22 protein-coding genes are annotated in these 17,123 nt (G+C 69.4%); 5 read left to right on the top strand and 17 right to left on the bottom strand.

All coding sequences use genetic code 11. The features are described 5' to 3' along the window. Positions 1-59 precede the first annotated feature (59 nt). Complete coding sequence (gene arfB, locus QMK34_RS17280; RefSeq protein ID WP_326415040.1) at positions 60-488, top strand: alternative ribosome rescue aminoacyl-tRNA hydrolase ArfB; 429 nt, start codon at positions 60-62, stop codon at positions 486-488. Positions 489-642: 154 nt separating this feature from the next. Here arfB and QMK34_RS17275 read toward each other — a convergent pair whose 3' ends face one another. The 3 genes from QMK34_RS17275 to QMK34_RS17265 form a co-directional block, all read right to left on the bottom strand. After that, on the bottom strand, positions 643-1,395 hold the full coding sequence (locus QMK34_RS17275; RefSeq protein WP_326415039.1) for a GNAT family N-acetyltransferase: 753 nt from the start codon (positions 1,393-1,395) through the stop codon (positions 643-645). 275 nt (positions 1,396-1,670) lie between these two features. Beyond that, a complete protein-coding gene (locus QMK34_RS17270) occupies positions 1,671-2,354 on the bottom strand; it encodes a VanZ family protein (RefSeq protein WP_326415038.1) in 684 nt (227 codons plus the stop codon). Positions 2,355-2,601: 247 nt separating this feature from the next. Next, positions 2,602-3,501, bottom strand: a complete 900-nt coding sequence (locus QMK34_RS17265; RefSeq protein WP_326415037.1) for a Gfo/Idh/MocA family protein — start codon at positions 3,499-3,501, stop codon at positions 2,602-2,604. A 177-nt stretch (positions 3,502-3,678) separates the two neighbouring features. Here QMK34_RS17265 and QMK34_RS17260 point away from each other — a divergent pair, with 177 nt between their 5' ends. Continuing rightward, complete coding sequence (locus tag QMK34_RS17260) at positions 3,679-4,068, top strand: hypothetical protein (RefSeq protein WP_326415036.1); 390 nt, start codon at positions 3,679-3,681, stop codon at positions 4,066-4,068. Here QMK34_RS17260 and QMK34_RS17255 read toward each other — a convergent pair. Together QMK34_RS17255 and QMK34_RS17250 are read right to left on the bottom strand one after the other, a co-directional pair. After that, complete coding sequence (locus QMK34_RS17255; RefSeq protein WP_326415035.1) at positions 4,065-4,925, bottom strand: 3-hydroxybutyryl-CoA dehydrogenase; 861 nt, start codon at positions 4,923-4,925, stop codon at positions 4,065-4,067. The two genes, QMK34_RS17260 and QMK34_RS17255, sit on opposite strands and share 4 nt — an antisense overlap. 107 nt (positions 4,926-5,032) lie before the next feature. Continuing rightward, the gene (locus QMK34_RS17250) at positions 5,033-5,215 is read right to left on the bottom strand and encodes a DUF3073 domain-containing protein (protein ID WP_326415034.1); all 183 of its coding nucleotides are present in this window, start codon (positions 5,213-5,215) and stop codon (positions 5,033-5,035) included. Between the two features lie 206 nt (positions 5,216-5,421). Here QMK34_RS17250 and QMK34_RS17245 point away from each other — a divergent pair, with 206 nt between their 5' ends. Next, on the top strand, positions 5,422-6,306 hold the full coding sequence (locus QMK34_RS17245; RefSeq protein WP_326415033.1) for a hypothetical protein: 885 nt from the start codon (positions 5,422-5,424) through the stop codon (positions 6,304-6,306). Positions 6,307-6,617: 311 nt separating this feature from the next. On the opposite strand, the gene QMK34_RS17240 is transcribed toward QMK34_RS17245, so the two are convergent. Genes QMK34_RS17240 through ygfZ form a run of 3 tightly spaced genes read right to left on the bottom strand, consistent with a single transcriptional unit; the run spans position 6,618 to position 9,290 of the window. Next, positions 6,618-7,547, bottom strand: coding sequence for an asparaginase (locus QMK34_RS17240; RefSeq protein ID WP_326415032.1), 930 nt, complete (start codon positions 7,545-7,547; stop codon positions 6,618-6,620). After that, positions 7,544-8,116, bottom strand: a complete 573-nt coding sequence (locus QMK34_RS17235) for an RsiG family protein (protein WP_326415031.1) — start codon at positions 8,114-8,116, stop codon at positions 7,544-7,546. The genes QMK34_RS17240 and QMK34_RS17235 overlap by 4 nt, the downstream gene beginning before the upstream one ends. Before the next feature lie 43 nt (positions 8,117-8,159). Beyond that, positions 8,160-9,290, bottom strand: coding sequence for a CAF17-like 4Fe-4S cluster assembly/insertion protein YgfZ (gene ygfZ / locus QMK34_RS17230; protein WP_326415030.1), 1,131 nt, complete (start codon positions 9,288-9,290; stop codon positions 8,160-8,162). Positions 9,291-9,321: 31 nt separating this feature from the next. Between ygfZ and QMK34_RS17225 the strand changes: the two genes are divergently transcribed. Then, a complete protein-coding gene (locus tag QMK34_RS17225; protein WP_326415029.1) occupies positions 9,322-10,185 on the top strand; it encodes an aminodeoxychorismate lyase in 864 nt (287 codons plus the stop codon). Here the strand turns inward: QMK34_RS17225 and QMK34_RS17220 are convergent. From QMK34_RS17220 to QMK34_RS17180, 9 genes are all read right to left on the bottom strand, one after another. Next, positions 10,169-10,582: a hypothetical protein gene (locus QMK34_RS17220; RefSeq protein ID WP_326415028.1), complete on the bottom strand. Its 414-nt coding sequence runs from the start codon at positions 10,580-10,582 to the stop codon at positions 10,169-10,171. The genes QMK34_RS17225 and QMK34_RS17220 overlap by 17 nt on opposite strands. A 2-nt stretch (positions 10,583-10,584) precedes the next feature. Then, positions 10,585-11,445, bottom strand: coding sequence for a biotin-dependent carboxyltransferase family protein (locus QMK34_RS17215; protein WP_326415027.1), 861 nt, complete (start codon positions 11,443-11,445; stop codon positions 10,585-10,587). Further along, positions 11,442-12,053 (bottom strand): 5-oxoprolinase subunit B family protein, encoded by a 612-nt coding sequence (locus tag QMK34_RS17210; protein ID WP_326415026.1) that lies wholly within the window; start codon positions 12,051-12,053, stop codon positions 11,442-11,444. Before QMK34_RS17210 ends, QMK34_RS17215 begins: the two co-directional genes overlap by 4 nt. Positions 12,054-12,070: 17 nt before the next feature. Then, positions 12,071-12,688, bottom strand: a complete 618-nt coding sequence (locus tag QMK34_RS17205) for an FABP family protein (RefSeq protein WP_326415025.1) — start codon at positions 12,686-12,688, stop codon at positions 12,071-12,073. A gap of 302 nt (positions 12,689-12,990) precedes the next feature. After that, complete coding sequence (locus QMK34_RS17200; protein ID WP_326415024.1) at positions 12,991-13,299, bottom strand: DUF1416 domain-containing protein; 309 nt, start codon at positions 13,297-13,299, stop codon at positions 12,991-12,993. Beyond that, positions 13,299-14,135 (bottom strand): sulfurtransferase, encoded by an 837-nt coding sequence (locus QMK34_RS17195; RefSeq protein ID WP_326415023.1) that lies wholly within the window; start codon positions 14,133-14,135, stop codon positions 13,299-13,301. Before QMK34_RS17195 ends, QMK34_RS17200 begins: the two co-directional genes overlap by 1 nt. Before the next feature lie 47 nt (positions 14,136-14,182). Next, the gene (locus QMK34_RS17190; RefSeq protein ID WP_326415022.1) at positions 14,183-14,617 is read right to left on the bottom strand and encodes a DUF4395 domain-containing protein; all 435 of its coding nucleotides are present in this window, start codon (positions 14,615-14,617) and stop codon (positions 14,183-14,185) included. 286 nt (positions 14,618-14,903) lie between these two features. Further along, positions 14,904-15,335, bottom strand: a complete 432-nt coding sequence (locus tag QMK34_RS17185; RefSeq protein ID WP_326415021.1) for a TlpA family protein disulfide reductase — start codon at positions 15,333-15,335, stop codon at positions 14,904-14,906. 6 nt (positions 15,336-15,341) lie between these two features. Further along, entirely contained in the window at positions 15,342-16,250 is a 909-nt protein-coding gene (locus QMK34_RS17180; RefSeq protein ID WP_326415020.1) for an LmeA family phospholipid-binding protein, read from the bottom strand. A gap of 163 nt (positions 16,251-16,413) precedes the next feature. On the opposite strand from QMK34_RS17180, the gene QMK34_RS17175 reads away from it, so the two are divergent. Then, a partial coding sequence (locus QMK34_RS17175) for a winged helix-turn-helix transcriptional regulator (protein WP_326415019.1) occupies positions 16,414-17,123 on the top strand: 710 nt, incomplete at its 3' end.

Genomic DNA, 17,123 nt, shown 5'->3' with positions numbered 1-17,123 from the left:
GCGCTGTTACGTACAAAACCCGCTACCGCTGTCGTGTGTGGCGCTGTCACACTGGACGCATGGCAGAGGACGTGGTGGTCGGCGACCGGTTCGTGGTACCGGCCGCTGAGCTGTCCGAACGCTTTTCCCGGTCCTCCGGGCCGGGCGGCCAGGGCGTCAACACCACGGACTCGCGCGTGGAGCTCTCGTTCGATGTGGCCGGTTCGGCAGCCATCCCGGAGCACCTGCGGGATCGCGTGCTGGACCGGCTTTCGGCCCGCCTGGTCGACGGCGTCCTGACGATCGCGGCCAGCGAGCAGCGCTCCCAGCTGATGAACCGCGAAGCAGCCCGTGGCCGCCTCGCCAACCTGCTGCTGGACGCCTCCGCAGCGCCTTCGCCGAAGCGCCGCCCCACGAAGCCCTCGCGTGGCTCGAAGGAGCGGCGGCTCGCTTCGAAGAAGCGGCGAAGCGACGTGAAGCGCGGCCGCGCGGGCCGTTTCGACCCCTGAGATTTACTGCCCCTGAAGGCCACCTTCACAGCGTTAGACGCCGTGAAGGTGGCCTTCAGGGCCGGTCACCGCTCGATCCCGACTTAACCGATTGCGGTGTGCGCTGAAGGCCACCATGAGGGACTTAGACGCCCTCATGGTGGCCTTCAGGGACTTACGCGATCGACAGGTGGACGCACTCGCCTGCGGTGCGGTAGCCGACCCGGGTGTACACGCGTTGCGCCGGGCCGTGGCCCGGGGTGAGGAACACCGTGTGCGCGCCCCGCGAGTGGGCCTCGCGGGTGAGCGATTCGACGATCGCGCCCGCCACGCCGCGACGCTGGTACTTCTCGCGGACGCCGATCCCGGCCACCTCGGTGGTGCCGTCGAGCAGCGCGGTCGCGAACCCGCCGCCGACCGGGTCGCCGCTGATGGCGTGCACCGCCAATAGCGCGATCCCGCCCCGTTCCGGCAGCTCACGGGCCCGGTCGACGTCCTCGTCGCTGATCGGGCCGGTCTCGCCGAATGCCTCGTTCTGGGCCTCGATCATCGCCCGGTATTCGAGGTCGAGGTCGGGAGTGAGCAATTCGACGCACTCGGGCACGCGCTGCGCGGTGACCTCGTCGCGCGGGCAGATCATCAGCGGGACCCGCCGTTCGAGGGCGAACCCGCGCTCGGCCAGCACCGCTTCGACCTGCGGAGCGGCCTCGGTGAGGAATTCGAGGCGCGGGCTCAGGCTTCGCCGCCGGTAGGCCTCGATCAGACCGTCCACATCGGACACCGTGGGCACGGAGTCGTCGTCGGGGATGGCGTAGTTGAGGAACGGGTTGTCCGAGTGCGGGGAGAAGGTGGCCAGGAACGGCCCGACCTGCTCGGTTTCACGGCCACGCGCCGCGGTCGTGCGGATGTACGACTGAAGGTCATGCATTTCTGGAAGCGCCTTTCGAGAACGACGGAAGAACGCACGCGGTCAGGCGTGCGTGCGGAGTGCTCTGCGGCGACGGCGTCGGCCCTAGCAGCGGCCGACGCCGAGGTAGGCGCCAGTCATGAGGCAGTCCTCGTTCTCGAAGGTGCTGGTCAAGCCACTGTCCCACGGCGGGCAAGCGAATTTCACCGCCCGGGGCGGACGTTTTGAATGCCCCTGAAGGCCACCTTCACGGCGTAAAACGCCGTGAAGGTGGCCTTCAGGGGCAACTTATTTCCTCAGTGGGCTTCGGGCTGGACTGCCGCGGGGTGGCCAGCGGCGGCGTAGCGGGTGTCCCAGACCGAGCGGGGGACTCGCAGGGTGCGGGTGGGGGATTCGCACACGGTGCGGCGGACCTGGGCCGGGATGCGCTGGGGCAACGGGGGTGGCGTGGGGCGGACGTCGAGGCTGTGCCAGCGGCGGCGGCTCAGGAGGCCGCCGACGGCCGCGCCCGTGGTGTTGAGCAGGACATCGTCGGTCGAGGTGACCCGGCCCGCGTGCATCAGGTACTGCACGCCTTCCACCAGCGTGGACGCGATCAGCGCGGCGAGCACGATGCGGCCGAGGGAACGCAGGCCGCGCACGCGCAGGGGGAGCAGCGCGCCGAGCGGGGCCAGCATCAGCAGATTGCCCAGCAGTTGCCAGATCGAGCCGTCGTCGGCGAACGCGGCGACCAGGTCGGTGCCGGGGGTGAGGTCGAGAGTGCTGGTGCCCGAATCGCCCACGGGCATCGTGACCAGGCACAACGCGAGCAGGCCGAGCGTCACGGCGGCCACGTCGACGGCGGCCGTCAGGCTGGCCGTGCGCACTGGGTGTCTTCGACGGCGCCGGGCCGCCAGTAGTGGCCAGGCGAGCAGCGCGTAGGAGAACGCGATCATCGTCAACGGGATCATGGCCCCGAACGCGCGTAGTAAGTCACTCACCGTGACCCCCTTCCGAACCCTCCCAAGATCAACCTTCGCACCGCAAGATCCACTCGGCATGTTCAACGGGGTGCACTATGTGGTGATCTTGGAGTGGCGCGCGCGGCGGGGCCGTGGTTCAGTCGCACGGGCTGCTACGGGCTCGGATCGTCCACAGTGGAGGCTGTGGACAACCCTGTGGAAGAAATTCCGGCCGAACGTGAAAAGCGTTACACGGCAACCGTAACGCAGGTCAGAAGCCTGTGTACTACTTTGCGCTACCGGCGAGTTCCCGAGCGCGTTCGATGAGCCGCTGCAGGTGCAGGCCCCGGTGCACGTCGCAGGGATGGGTCGTCGTGCCGCTCGCGATCATGGCCGCGAAGTCGTCCAGTAACGCCGTGTAGGACTCCTGCGCCGCGCCCGGTTTGCGCCCCAATGTGCGGTAACCGTGTTCGCCCCAGACCGCCAGTTCGACCACGCTCGGTTGCACCGGCAGCCGCAGCGACAACGTCGCGGTGCTCGTCGCGCCACTCTCATGGGCGAAAGTGACGTCCCAGAGGTCCTCTTCCGAGCGATGCGCGGAGAGCACCTCGGTAATCGGTCCCAGCGCCGCGTCCAGCAGGTCGAACGCGTGCGGGCCGATGTCGGCGAGCGCTCCGGCGTCCGTCCGCCACGGTGAGCTCTCGTACATGCCGCCGAGCAGCGCGCCCGAAAGCCACCGCGCGCCGCCGCCGCGCCAGTCGCCTGCCTCGGCGATCCCGGCCAGCCAGGCCCGGGTCTGGGCCGCGTAACGCAAGGTCAGTACCACCAGCGCGGTCACTTCGGCGCCGGTGACGGCGTCCGCGAGCCGCTGCGCTCCGGCCAGGTCGGCCGCGATCGGCTTCTCCAGGATCAGGTGCTTGCCCGCCTCCGCGGCGAGGACGCCGTACTCGGCCTGCACCGTTGGCGGGACCGCGAACGCCACCGCGTCCACTTGGGAGAACAGCTCCTCGATGCTGCCGGCGGTCCGCGCGCCGTGCGCGTCGGCGAGCTCCTGGGCGGCCTCCGGGCGGCGTGACCAGACCGCGGTCAGGCAAATCCCGGGGTGGTCCGCCAACCCGGGCGCGTGCACCGTCCGCGCCCATGGTCCGGTGCCGATCAGGCCTACTCGCAGCTGTCCCTGTCCCACGGTCGGCAGTGTATGTGTGGCCGCGCTCGCTTTCCGCGCCCACCTCCGCCCGGCCGCCCTGGCCTTGACGGGTCAGCGGCCTCTCCGGCGACCTCCACCGACCTAATCTGCGGCGGAGGAACGGGGGCAGGTGATGTGTTTCTTCATTGTCGGGTTCTTCGTCGCGGCGGTGCTGCTGTGGCTGGCCGTCAAGGGCACCCGAGGGAACGCTCGCGCTGCCTGCCCGGAATCTCGGCGGACGAGCTGGTGTACGGCAAGCGGCGGACCCGGCTGAAGTCTCTCGAGCTGTGGCGACTGGGGCCGATGGCCCGTGTCGTCAAGGTTTCGCCTGGCAACGAGTCCGGGTTCTGGACGGACCTCCCGGCGATCGTGCAGGTCTTCTTCGCCCGTGGCGGCAGGCAGTTCGAAATCCTGGCCCCCGGTAACCAGCCGTGCATGCTCGAGTTGCCGCCCGTCGCGAAGACGAACGTGGTCACCCCGCGACGGAGGTGGCGCAGTGAAACGGGCACGCCAGTCGGCGGGACAGCCCAAGAAGGAGCTGTCCCGCCGACGAAAATTGCGTCCTAGGCGTACGAGTAGAAGCCGCGGCCGGTCTTCTTGCCGAGCAGGCCGGCGTCGACCATGCGCAGCAACAGCGGCGGCGAGGAGTACAACGGCTCCTTGAACTCGGCGTACATCGAGTCCGCGATCGCCTTGATGGTGTCCAGGCCGATCAGGTCCGACAGCCGCAGCGGGCCCATCGGGTGCGCGGTGCCGAGCTCCATGCCGCGGTCGATGTCCTCCGCCGAGGCGAAACCCGACTCGATCATGCGGATCGCCGAGAGCAGGTACGGCACGAGCAGCGAGTTCACGATGAACCCGGCCCGGTCCTGCGAACGGATCACCGTCTTGCCGAGCGCCCCGGTGGCGTGGCCTTCCGCGCGGCTGATGGTGTCCTCACCGGTCAGCAGCGATGGGACCAGCTCCACGAGGGGGAGCACCGGCACCGGGTTGAAGAAGTGGATGCCGACCACCTGCTGGGGACGGCTCGTCGCCATGCCCAGCTTCATGATCGGGATGGAAGAGGTGTTCGACGCGAACAGCGCGTCCTCGCGCTCGACGACCTTGTCGAGCGTGCGGAACACGTCGACCTTGGCCTGCTCCTGCTCGAGGATCGCCTCGATCACCAGGTCACGGTCGGCGAACTCGCCGATCTCGGTGGTGAACCGCAGCCTGCCGAGCGCCGCTTCGGCGTCCTCGGCTGCCAGCTTGCCGTTCTTGACGCCGCGCTGGAGCGACTTCTCGATCCTGGCCCGCCCGGCGTCGAGCGCCGGTTGGTTCACCTCGGTGACGATCACGTCCAGACCGGATCGTGCGTGCACCTCGGCGATACCCGAGCCCATCAGGCCGGCACCAACTACGCCGACCTTGGTTATGTCTGTCACCCGCAACGCTCCTTATACGCACTCAGGCAGAGGTAAAGTGGGCAGCACGCAACCCACGAGGGTGGTAACCGGGCTCACCCGGCCCCACCCTCGCGCGTCACGAGTGCTCAACGACGATATTCGTCGTACCCGTCATACGGGTCTTCGTCCTGCTTTTCGTCCTCATGCCTGTATTCAGGAGAACTACTGGACAGCTCGCGCTGCAAAGCATCGAAGTCGGTCTCGTGCGAGCTGTACTTGAGCTCGCGCGCCACCTTCGTCTGCTTGGCCTTAGCCCGGCCGCGCCCCATGGCTCGACCCCCTCGCACAGGGGCGGGGCGGCCGGGGGAATCGGCGGCCCCGCATCGTCTCGACAACTTTTCCTGTTCACACCGTACCGTGTCCCGGGGGTGGGATGCGACGTGGCACGGTGTGCCGGACGCGACAGTGTTTCCCGGACACCGGTTACCGGCCGGTCGATGACCGTCGTCGCAGGTCGACGTGCCACGATGCTCCCGTGCTCCGTCCGTTCGTGGCTTACCTCCGCGTGTACGAACCCCTGCTCGCGCTGGGTGACCCACCGGACCCGCGCCTCTTGAAAGCCGTCGAGACCGCCGAGCTGACCCGCACCGGCTTGGGCCGCCGCGAACAAGAGATGTGGCTCAAGTCACAAACCGCACTGCCAGTACGACTCCTGCCCGCAGAGCTGGCCGACGGCCGCGCCGCGCCCAGCACATTCACCGACATCCTGGTGCTGCACCCCAACGAGGGCGAGGGCGAGGGGCCGTTGATCTGCCCCCTCGAGTTACGAGCCCGCTCAGCCGCCTCCCTGGTCACCTTCCTCGCCGACGCCCACCCAGCCCTACGCAACGCGGTGCTCGACGCGAGCGGCGCGACCAACGAGACGGTCCGCGGCCGCGCGGTCTCGGCACTAAGCGACCTGGCCAAGCCTGCGGCACACATGCTGACCACCACCTGGACCGTCCCCTTGCCCTGGTTTGCCCTGATCGACCCACCAGACCGCCGCCTCAACCTGGGAACCGGCCAATACGACCAGGCCCGCGAGCTCTCGTGGCGAACGCCCATCGAGCAGGCACTGGACCGAGCCACGGAAGCCACCCACCTGCTCGAAGCAACATTCGGCGACTCAGGCCCCAGCCGAGTACTCCAGGAAACCACCCGCTGGCTGGAAAACTTCGCCCCAGGCTCGGTAGTCGAGCTGGACTACGGCGGAATAGTCCAGCTCCTCTCAAACCCCATCCTCGAATCAGACACAACAGCCGAAGAAGTCCACGAAATCCTAAAAGCCCTACGCACCGGCAACCCAGAAGAGCTCACCACCCTCTTCGCCGACCTAAGAGAGTTCTGGAGCGAAGTAGCAGCCCGCGAACACGCCAACTAACCAACCCCAACCCCAACACCAACAACAAAAACAAAAACCAACCCCCACGGTCCGCCCCAGCCCCAGCGTCTCCCCGAGCCCTGCGAGGGGAGACTTCACCGCCGCGCGCCCTCTTTCAGGGCCGTCAGGCCCTCCCAACTCGCGACGGCAGGTCGCCCCCCTTCAAGCAAAACCCGCGCTTACGCTGGGGGCCGGGGCGGCCTGGCGGCGCGAGTTTGTGAGCGCGCTGGCCAAAAAACACAGGCTCCTAACCGCACCTCAGGACCCGCCCACCACACCGCGACCACCACCCCCAAGCCGTGGCGGCTCGTTTAAAGCGGAGCCACAACCCGGTAGGTCCCTACGGGATGACCCCCGCCCAGCACGACATTGGCCGGAAGCCCAGCCACTTCCGGCCCCCCCCCCACCCCCAGGTACCCCAGCGCCGCCAGCAGCAACGGAAGCCGTGCCCGCTGAGCACCATCGTCGACCTTCAAGGCGAAAGCGGTCCCATCCGCGAGACAGAACGCATGAACCCCCTCGGCCCCACCCTTGATCAAAAGCCCCGGCACCGCACGCATCAACACGGTGTCCTCCCGACCGGTACCCGCCACCAGCCAAGGACTCCTCCGCATCGCGTCAGCGACACGAGAATCCGCCCCCACAACCAGCCGAGAGAAAGCCCTGGCCAGCCCTGTCAGGGAGAAGGCCAGAAGTGGAGCCCCACACCCATCAACCCCGGTCGCCGCCACAGACTCCCCGGTCAGCGCCGTGATCGTCTCAGCGATCACCTGCTGAAGCGGATGATCCGGCTGCTCGTACCCCTGTGTCGCCCACCCCCGCTGGACACAGGTCATCAACATCGCCGAGTGCTTGCCGGAGCAGTTCATCGCCGCGCGCCGGGGCTGTTCGCCGGGGACCCGACTGCCTTCATGCAGGGGATTGTCCGGCGGACAAACCAGCGCCGACTCATCCAGACCAGCGGCAGCCAGCATGGCGACCGCCCTGGCCACATGCCCCGGCTCGCCATTGTGCGAAGCGCAGGCAAACGCCAGGTCCTCGTCATCCACTTCCAGCCCAGCACGCAGCATGCCGGTGGCCTGTAAGGGCTTACTGGACGATCGGGTAAAAACGGGCCGATCCACTGCACCCAGCGCCAACTGGACAGTGCCATCCGGCCGAGTGATGACCAGCGAGCCGCGATGGGTGCTCTCCACGAACCCGGAGCGGACCACCTGGACCAGTTCAGGGTTGACGGTCACGCCGGAGTGGGGCCGCGTCGCTCGGTGTCCAGCAGGTCATCCACCGAGGCCGTCCCAGTGCGGTACCGGGTGCCGATCTCGGCGTTGATCGTGTCCATCACACCCTGGACCTCGCGGCGGCGAGCCGACACCGACGTCTCTTCGTCGCCGTAAGTCGTCAGGACCGAGTCCAGCTGGTCATTCGAGAGCGCGCCGACGTCGGACAAGTCCGTATCGCCCACCAACGCTTCAGCCTGACGACGGTGCTCACCCGCGCGTGAGGGCTCGAGTTGCTGATGGCGGCCGGAACCGGTCGCCGGGCCGATCGCGTTGTCGGCCAGGATCGTCGCCAGCTGGTCCACGATGCTGCCCGCCTCGCCGCCGCCGGTGCGGCGCTGCTGCTCGGCGCGCACGATGTCGATGCGCGCGTGCAGCAGCCGGCGCAAGTACGACAGGTCGGTCTCTTCTTGAGCGGCCTCGTCGCGGCGCTCGCGCAGGGTGGACAGCGGCAACTCGCCGAGTTCCCGCAGGTAGCCGGGGGCGAGCACGCGGTCGATGCGACGGCGACCACCTGGCCGGACTTCGATCACGGGGTCATCCTGCTCTACATCTCCTGCTCACGCCAGCTTCGGTTCAGCCACGAAGCCGCTGGGCCGCTTCACGGCCGGGGGCGACGTGCTCGGTGGGCATCGAGTCCGGGTCGATCGCGGCCTGGACCACCCTGTCCTCGACGCCGGCGAGCAGTTCCGCGTCGACCGGGGTCGAGCGCTTGACCAGCGCGAGCGCGATCGGTCCGAGCTCGTGGTGCTGCACCACACTGCCGACCCGGCCGACCGTGCGCTCGCCGTGGAGTACCGGGTCGCCCGTCTCGGGGGTGACCGCCGGGGAGCCGTCCAGGTGCAGCAGCACCATGTACCGCGGCGGGCGGCCGACGTTGTGCACCTTCGACACCGTCTCCTGCCCGCGATAGCAGCCCTTCGCGACGTGCGCGGCGGAGCCGACCCAGTTGACCTCGTGCGGGATGGCCCGCTCGTCGGTGTCGATGCCGAGCCGCGCGTGCAGGGACTCGACCCGCAGCGCGTCGAACGCCCAGCTGCCCGCCGGGCGCGCCCCGCCGTCGGTCAGCCGCTTCCACCAGCCTGCCAGGTCCGCGCGCGGGACCGCGAGGTCCACACTGGACCGCCCCGGCCACGGCATCCGGCGGGCGAACCCGCCGCCGGGCAGCGCCACCACGGCGTACGGCTCCGGCCCGACCTCGACCCCGGCGGCGCCGAGCACGCGATCCGCGTCGGGGCCCAGCACGCTGACCAGCGCCAGCTCGCCGGTGACGTCGCGGATGTCCACTTTGGACCAGAATTTCATCGCTTCGAGGTAGTCCTTGAGCGTCTGCCGCCCGCCGGAGGGCAGCGCGCTGGTCGCCTCGGCGCCGGCGTCACTGTCCAGCCACACCGTGCCGTTCGCGTGCGCGACGACCATGTGCGTGTCGATGCGGCCGAGGCTGTCGAGCACCAGCGCCTCGGTGCCGGCGCCCTCGGCGAGCTCCGTCATGTGCTGGGAGATCACCAGGTGCAACCAGGACAGCCGCTCCTCGCCGGTCACGGACAGGATCTCGCGGTGCGAACGGTCGATGATGACCGCGCCGCGCGCCGCCGTCCGCTGCTCGGCGAACGGGTCTCCCCAGTGCCACGGCACTCCCGCCTCGGGGTGGCCTTCGGGGGTCGCGATCGATCCGGGCAGGTCCAGCAGGGGGGAGCGGTAGGACATACATCCCATGTTAGGTGAGTACCGTGTCGTCATGCGCGTCCTCGCCTTCCTCGACGAAACCCTGGCCGACCCCGACCTCGCCCACCTGCGGGTGGACGATCTGGGACTGCTCCGCGGCGACGGGGTGTTCGAGACGATCCTCGTGGCGGGCGGAAAGCCGCGGGAACTGGCCGCGCACCTGGACAGGCTGGCCCGCTCGGCGGCGATGATGGACCTGCCCGAGCCCGTTCTGGCGGACTGGGAGCGGGTCGTCCAGCTGGTGCTGCGGACCTGGGCCGGGGGGCCGGAGTTCGTCCTGAAACTGGTCCTCACCAGGGGAATCGAGGGTGATCCCGAGCACCGGACCACCGGGTTCGCACTGGCTTCGGAGGTACCCGCGAAGGTGCTGCGCTCCCGCGTCGACGGGGTCTCGGCGATCACGCTGGAGCGGGGTTTCGAGCCCGGCCTCGCCGAGCGCGCCCCCTGGCTGCTGCTCGGCGCGAAGACGATGTCGTACGGGGTCAACATGGCCGCGCTGCGTGAAGCCGAGCGCCGGGGCGCCGGAGATGTGATTTTCACCGCCGCCGACGGCTCGGTGCTGGAGGGGCCGACCTCGACGGTCGTGCTCGCCAGGGATCGCACGCTCTACACGCCGCCGTCGAACGTCGGCATCCTGCCGGGGACCACGCAGGCCGCGCTGTTCCGCGGGGCCGAGCGGGCTGGCTGGTCGGTCAAGGTCGAGCCGTTGCGGGTCGCCGACCTGTACGAAGGCGACGCCGTCCTGCTCGCGTCCTCGGTGCGCAAGCTCGCGCGCGTGCACACGCTGGACGGCCGGGAGCTGCGCGATCCAGGCGTGCTGCACGACGAGCTCGCGGCGGCCTACGAAGCCGAGTACGCGGTCACTTCGAACTGCTGATCCGCAGGACCGAAGGGGACACCTCTTCCGCGCGGTAGGCGGCGATCTTGTGGTGCCCGTCGAGGATGAGGCCCTGGTCACCGGCCTCCAGCAGCACGGCGACCGGCCGGTGCCCGCTCTGGATCGCGGTCCGGTAGTACTCGACGCGGGTGGTGTCGGGCGGCGGCCAGCCGCCGGTCGGGGTGAGCACGCGCTCGTCCTCCAGCCGTTCCGGCCCGTCGATCCGGTAGGGCCCGTCCGCCAGCAGGTCGAGCAGCGGCCGCAGCGTCTGGACGAGCGGCCGCCGGAGCTGCCCGGTGGCGAGTGCGATGCCGAGCGCCTGTGGCAGTTCCGGTTTGGTTACCGCCGAGTTCGTGTCGATGACACCCGTGCCACCGCTCACCGTTACCTGTTCCACGCTTATCTGGACGGTTGAAACCGCACCAGGGTTCCTGGGCGTGCCTGTCCTAGCGCTCCGAGTGATACTGCTCTCACCACGGCGGCCACGGGGTAACCCCCAGTCGTCGGATGATCGGCAAGGAACACCACCGGCAACCCGCTTGGCGGTACCTGGATCGCGCCGGTGACGAGACCTTCGCTCGGGAGCTCGTCGTCGGCGTAGGCGGCGGCGCGGCGCAGCACGGGCCCATCCAGCCGGAGCCCGACGCGGTTGGACTCCGCGGTCACGGTCCACCACTCGGCCAGCCCGCGTTCGACGTCCGCGATCCACTCGGCCCGCGGGCCGAGCGTCACCGGCAGGGTCAGCGTCTCGCCGGTCGGGAACGGCACGACGACGTCGGCCCCGGCCGGGACGCCGCCGGGCGTGCCGAGCGGGAGGACGTCCCCGGCGCGCAGTGGCGGCGGGCCGATACCGGACAGGACGTCGGCCGACCGGCTGCCGAGCTCCGGCTCGGCCGCGAGGCCGCCGGACACCGCCAGGTAGCAGCGCAGGCCCTCGCCGGGGGTGCCGATCGTCAGCGTCTGGCCTTCACCCAGGTGGATCGCGACGTGGGAGCCGCGGTCCCGGCCGTCGACGCGGACACGCACCACCGGTCCGGTCACCGCGACGGTGCAGGACGACCGGGCCCGCAGCACCAGCCCGCCCAGCACGGACTCGATGCCCGCAGCGGACTCGGGATTGCCGGTGAGCCGGTTGGCCAGCCGCAGCGAGCCGGTGTCGAGCGCGCCGGACGGCGGCACGCCGAGATGGGCGTGACCGGGTCGTCCGAGGTCCTGGACGAGCGCGAGCGGACCGGTCGCGACCACTTCGAGTGCCCTCAAGGCACGCTCCGGAACCGCACCCGGACCCCGGGCGCCAGCAGCGACGGACGTTCGGCGCGCGGGTCGAACAGCACGGCGCCGGTGTGGCCCAGCAGCCGCCAGCCGCCGGGCGACTCGCGGGGGTAGACGCCGGTGAACTCGCCCGCGATCCCCAGCGAACCGGCCGGGACACGCGTCCTTGGCGTCGGGAGCCGGGGCTGGCGCAGTGCCTCCGGCAGGCCGGTCAGGTAACCGAAACCGGGGGCGAACCCGGTGAACGCGACGGTGTACTCCGCGCTGGTGTGCAGCTCGACGACGTCGCCGGCGCTCATCCCCGCGTCCTTCGCGACGAGCTCCAGGTCTTCACCGTCGTAGTGGACGTCGAGAGTGACTTCGCGGGCGTCACCGGCGGGCGGATGGTCGAGGTCAGCGTCGTCCAGCAGCGCGCGGACGGCTTCGAGCGCGCCTGAGCCGGGACGTTCCGTCACGAGCAGCACGCGGGCGCCGGGAACGAGCTCGACCACGCCGCTGGGACGGGCCGCGGACACCGTGGCGTGCGCCGCGCGCATCCGCGCGAGCGAGTCACAGTCGAACAGGGCGGCGTGCTCCCCACACCGCCGCCACCGCACGGGGCCTGTTCTCGCTTTCAGCCCACCACGCGGCGCAGCAGCGCCGACGTGTGCGGCTGCAGTTCCTGGCCCATCATGGCGCGCTCCTCGACGTAACCGAGGTCGCCGTTGTTGACGAGGCCGTAAAGCCGCTGCGACGCCGTGACGTCCTTCGCGGAAGCAGAGCGGACGACCGCGTCCGTGCCGAGCTCCCAGGACGCCTGGCCGCGAGTGGCGCCGTAGAACAGCTCGATGATGCCGGTGTTGTGCGCGAGCATCAGCTCGACGGTGTCGTCGTCCTGCGGGCGCCAGAAACCGGACTCGCGGGCGGCGGGCCGGATGACCTTGCCGTCCTCGTCGAGCAGCCAGGAGCGGGCCTCGTGGATCAGGAACGGGCGGCCGTCGTGGGCGATGGTGAGCTGCATGCCGAAGCGGCGCGGGCCCTCGATCGTCGGGTAGTCGACCTCGCCCTCGCCGCGCCACACGCCGACGAGCGGCAGCAGCGCGAGGCAGGCGTCGTTGAGGTTCGCGCCTTCGCGCAGGTTCGCCGTGTCACCCGGGACGGGCATGTCGTCGAACTGGGGAAGGTTGCGCGCGGCCGTGCTCTCGGCACGTTTCTCCGCGGCCTGGATGGCGTCGTCGCCACTGGCGCCCATGGGTCAGCGCTGGTCGGCGTACAGCCGATAGACGACGTAGACGGCGAACCACGTGATCGCGATGCCCGCGAGGATCAGCATCGTCGTAAACAGGATCTCCACGAGAAGCACAATAGTCCCTGGTCGCCCACCCGGCGGCTCGCAGGGTCGGCGCCGTGAGGACGGTCACGGAGTCGCTCTGCCGTGGGCCTGGACGGTGGACTCGGTGATCGGGCGGATCCCGGCGAGCACCGCGACGACGCCGGACATGACGAAGGGGACTTTCACCAGGCAGGCTTGGTGAAAGTCCCCTTTTGCACGCCTTACGCGACCGAGATCGCCAGCTGGTGCAGGCCGGGGCCCTCAGCGGTGACGGACGCTTCGCCGTTGCCGCTGCGGTGCAGCGCGCGAATGGTCCAGTCGCCGGGGGCGGCGTAGAAGCGGAAGTCGCCGTCGGCCGACGAGACCACCTCGCCGGTGAAGTCGCCGCCGCCGTCGAGCAGCCGGACGAACGCGCCGCCGACCGGGCCGTCGGTGCCGGTCACCTTGCCGGCCAGCACGACCTGGCCGTTCGTGTCGAAGTTCGCGGGGGTGGCCTCCTGGGCCGGGGCGCCGCAACCGTCGTCAGCCATTATTTCGCTCCCAACTCGACCGGCACGCCGACCAGCGAGCCGTATTCGGTCCATGAACCGTCGTAGTTCTTGACGTCCGAGTGGCCGAGCAGCTCGTGCAGCGCGAACCACGCGATGGACGAACGCTCACCGATCCGGCAGTACGCGATGGTCGACTTGGCCGTATCGAGGCCTTCGTCCGCGTAGAGCTCGGTGATTTCCTTCTCGGTCTTGAAGGTGCCGTCCTCGTTGGCGACCTTGGCCCACGGCACGTTCAGCGCGCCCGGGATGTGGCCGGGCACCTGGGACTGCTCCTGCGGCAGGTGCGCGGGCGCGAGCAGCTTGCCGGAGAACTCGTCGGGCGAGCGGACGTCGACGAAGTTGCTGGCGCCGATGGCCTGGACGACCTCGTCGCGGAAGGCACGGATCGAGAGGTCCTGCTCCTTGGCGGTGTAGCCGGTCGCGGCGCGCTTGACCTCTTCGGCGTTCAGCTCACGGCCGTCGAGCTCCCACTTCTTGCGCCCGCCGTCGAGCAGCTGGACGTTGTCGTGGCCGTAGAGCTTGAAGTACCAGTAGGCGTACGCGGCGAACCAGTTGTTGTTGCCGCCGTAGAGGACGACCTGGTCGTCGTTGGAGATGCCCTTCTCGGACAGCAGCTTCTCGAAGCCCGCCTTGTCGACGAAGTCGCGGCGGACGCCGTCCTGCAGGTCCTTGCGCCAGTCGAGCTTCACGGCGCCGCGGATGTGGCCGTTGTCGTAGGCGGTGGTGTCCTCGTCGACCTCGGCGAACACGACACCGGGGGTGTCCAGATTCTCTTCGGCCCACTGGGTGGTGACCAGGACTTCTTCACGGCTCATGGAAACGGCACTCGCTTTCTGGTGATCGATGGAGGGTGACGAGGTGTTCAGGAAGCGCGGGGGCTGGGGCTGAACCGCTTGATGAGCAGGTACATCTCGCAGCCGAGGCAGAAGTCGAACGCCGCGTTGAGGAAGGCGGCGAACAGCGCGAACGCCGTCGCCACGATGCCGACCGGGACGATGCCGACGGCGAAACCGACGGTGCCCACGAGCGCGAACACGAAACCGACAGCCTGCGCGAACCGCAACGGCGCCGCGTCCTCCCGCTCGCGCGGCGGGCCGAGCCGTGGCGCCACCAGGTAGCGGTAGACCAGCGAGTACGGCGCCGGCTTGAGCCCCACGAACGCCCCGATCGCGAACACCACGGTCTGCGCGGCGAGCAGTGGCCACCACTGGGTGACCAGCACGACCGCGAGCACGACCGTCGTCAGGATGGCGGAGAAACGGGGACCACGCGGGTCCACTGCCGGTCCTGCGGACATGGGTCCTCCTGCGCTTCAGGCTTCATGAGGGAGGCTGATCTTGCGGTGACACGGCGCCGCTCAGTGTTCGGCGGCTTGCTTTCGGACGCGCTTCTGCGGCGACGCGGTCAAGCCGGACACAGGCTGCTACGCACGCGGCACAGGTCTACTGCGCGGCGCTGCGTAAGCAAGGTGAGCGGAAGCCTGTACACGGGCACGAGAGTACCCAGAGCTCCCTCAGGGTGGGAACACCGTTCATTCCTTGGGACGATTCCCAAAGTCCGGGAGTTCCCTGCTACCGGGCGTTTCATCGCACGGGAGAGAGGTGGGGGCGTAGCGCTTCCAGCAGCGTCGCGCCCTTCGGGACGCCTCCGACGCGTAGCAGCTCACGGCCGTCCGAGGCGAGTGCGAGCGTTGTCGGGGTGCGGAGCACGCCGAGCTCCTTCGCGACGTCCGGCTGGTCGGTGACGTCGATGTCGACGTGCCGGAGCCCGTCGGTGCTGTCGGCCAGTGCGGACAGCACCGCGCGGGTGTGACGGCAGGGGGCGCAGAACGTGGTGGAGATCTGCACCAGCGTCACCGCTGTGGCGGGCTCGAGCGCTTCGGCGACGGGGGCGGGCAGCGCGCGTGAAGGCGCGGCCGGACGCGCGGCACGGACCTTGCCGTTACGCGCGCGGAGCACCGCTCCGGCGAGCAGGCCGAGCACCAGCGTGCCCAGCAATACCCACAACCCCGCCATGGCGGATCACCCCTTCGCGGGCTGGCCGGTGAACGTGACGTTCTTGGCCTCGCCCTTGATGGTCACCGAGCCGCTGTTGACCCGGACCGCGGTCGGCGTCACCGAGAACGGCAGGTCACCCGCGTTGATGGTGGCCCGGAAGTTCGGCAGCAGCGCCTTCTGCACTGCCGGTGGAACGACGGTGGTCTCTTTGTCATTCCCGAACTGCAGCCGGTTCGGGCTGATCTCGATCTTCTTGTCCTTGACCGAGATCAGCGCGAAGCAGAAAATCTCCACCTTCTGCCCGGCGACCTGGACGTAGCCGGAGATGCGGATCCCGGCCGTCGAGCTGTCGATGGGCTGGCCGTCGGCGTCGGTCGGCGTGACCGTCGGGGTGGGCGTGCTCTCGGCCTGGCCGGAATCGCCGCTCTTGACGTAGTCCTCCGTCACCGGCTCGATCTTGAGCTGCTGGACCTTGTCCAGCGGAGAGAACCGCGCGAAGTCGCTCGCCTTGACGGTGACCTGGCCCTTGAGCGAGCCGATCTTGATCGTCTTGGTGTTGCCCGCCAACAGGTCCGACAGCGGCGCCGTCACGTTCTCCAGCTCGGCGCTGAGTTCGACGTCACGCAGTTTGTCCTGCACCGGCACCCCGGCCGCGTAGACGCTGATGTGACTGTAGTCACCGGACAGCGCCTGGGTCAGGAATGGGAAGCCGTGCACCGTGACCGACGGGTCCTGGCTGAGGTTGCCGAGCTGTTCGCGGGCCTTCTGGGAGATCGTGTGCTCGGCGTACGCCGCGGCGCCGAAGTCGGCCCCGACCAGCACGAGTGCCAGCACCACGAGGACGATGACCCACCGCCGCACGCGCCGTCCGCGCCGCCGGTTGTCCGGCTGGCCGACCGGTCGGTCGTCCCGGGCCACAGGCCTGCTCACCATCGCGTCCGTTCTCCTTCGTTCGGTCACAACCCCGCCCCAGTGCGTTTCACCAGGTGTGATCGATACAGCATGGGGGAGGTGTTCCGGGCGTTCACCCGCTATTCTCACTTAGCACCGACTGCAGCCACGCTTGAGGCGACGACAAAGAGACGGCGGTGCGGCGATGAGCCTGGACCTTCTGGTACTGACCGCGGAACCCGACGCCACCTCGGTGCTGCCCGCGTTGGATCTTCTGCCCCACACCGTACGCGTACGCGCTCCCGAGGTTACGGCCCTGCTCGACGCGGGCCACCGTGACGTGATCGTGCTCGACGCGCGCACCGACCTGGCCTCCGCGAAGAGCCTCTGCCGCCTGCTCAAGGGCACCGGCGAGGACGAGGCCACCACCCCCATCATCGCGGTCGTCGGCGAGGGCGGCCTGGTCGCGGTCAGCGCGGAATGGCGCACCGACGACATCCTCCTGCCGACAGCCGGTCCCGCCGAGGTCGACGCGCGGTTGCGCCTGGTCACCACGCGTGACGGTGGTTCCTCGCAGGTCGACGCGGAGCTGCGCGTCGGCGAGCTGGTCATCGACGAGGCGACGTACACCGCGCGCCTCAAGAAGCGCACCCTCGAGCTCACGTACAAGGAGTTCGAGCTGCTCAAGTACCTCGCGCAGCACGCGGGCCGCGTCTTCACCCGCGCCCAGCTGCTGCAGGAGGTCTGGGGCTACGACTTCTTCGGGGGCACCCGGACGGTCGACGTCCACGTCCGTCGCCTGCGCGCCAAGCTCGGCCCCGAGCACGAGCAGATGATCGGCACCGTGCGCAACGTCGGCTACAAGTTCGAGCGCCCGGCCAAGGGGGCCACCCCCAAGACCCCGCGGCCCCAGCC

It is taken from the genome of Amycolatopsis sp. H20-H5, from assembly GCF_035828755.1.
Taxonomy (GTDB): Bacteria; Actinomycetota; Actinomycetes; order Mycobacteriales; family Pseudonocardiaceae; genus Amycolatopsis.
Note: the sequence above shows the minus strand (reverse complement) of the source record. Positions and strands in the feature narration are given on the sequence as shown.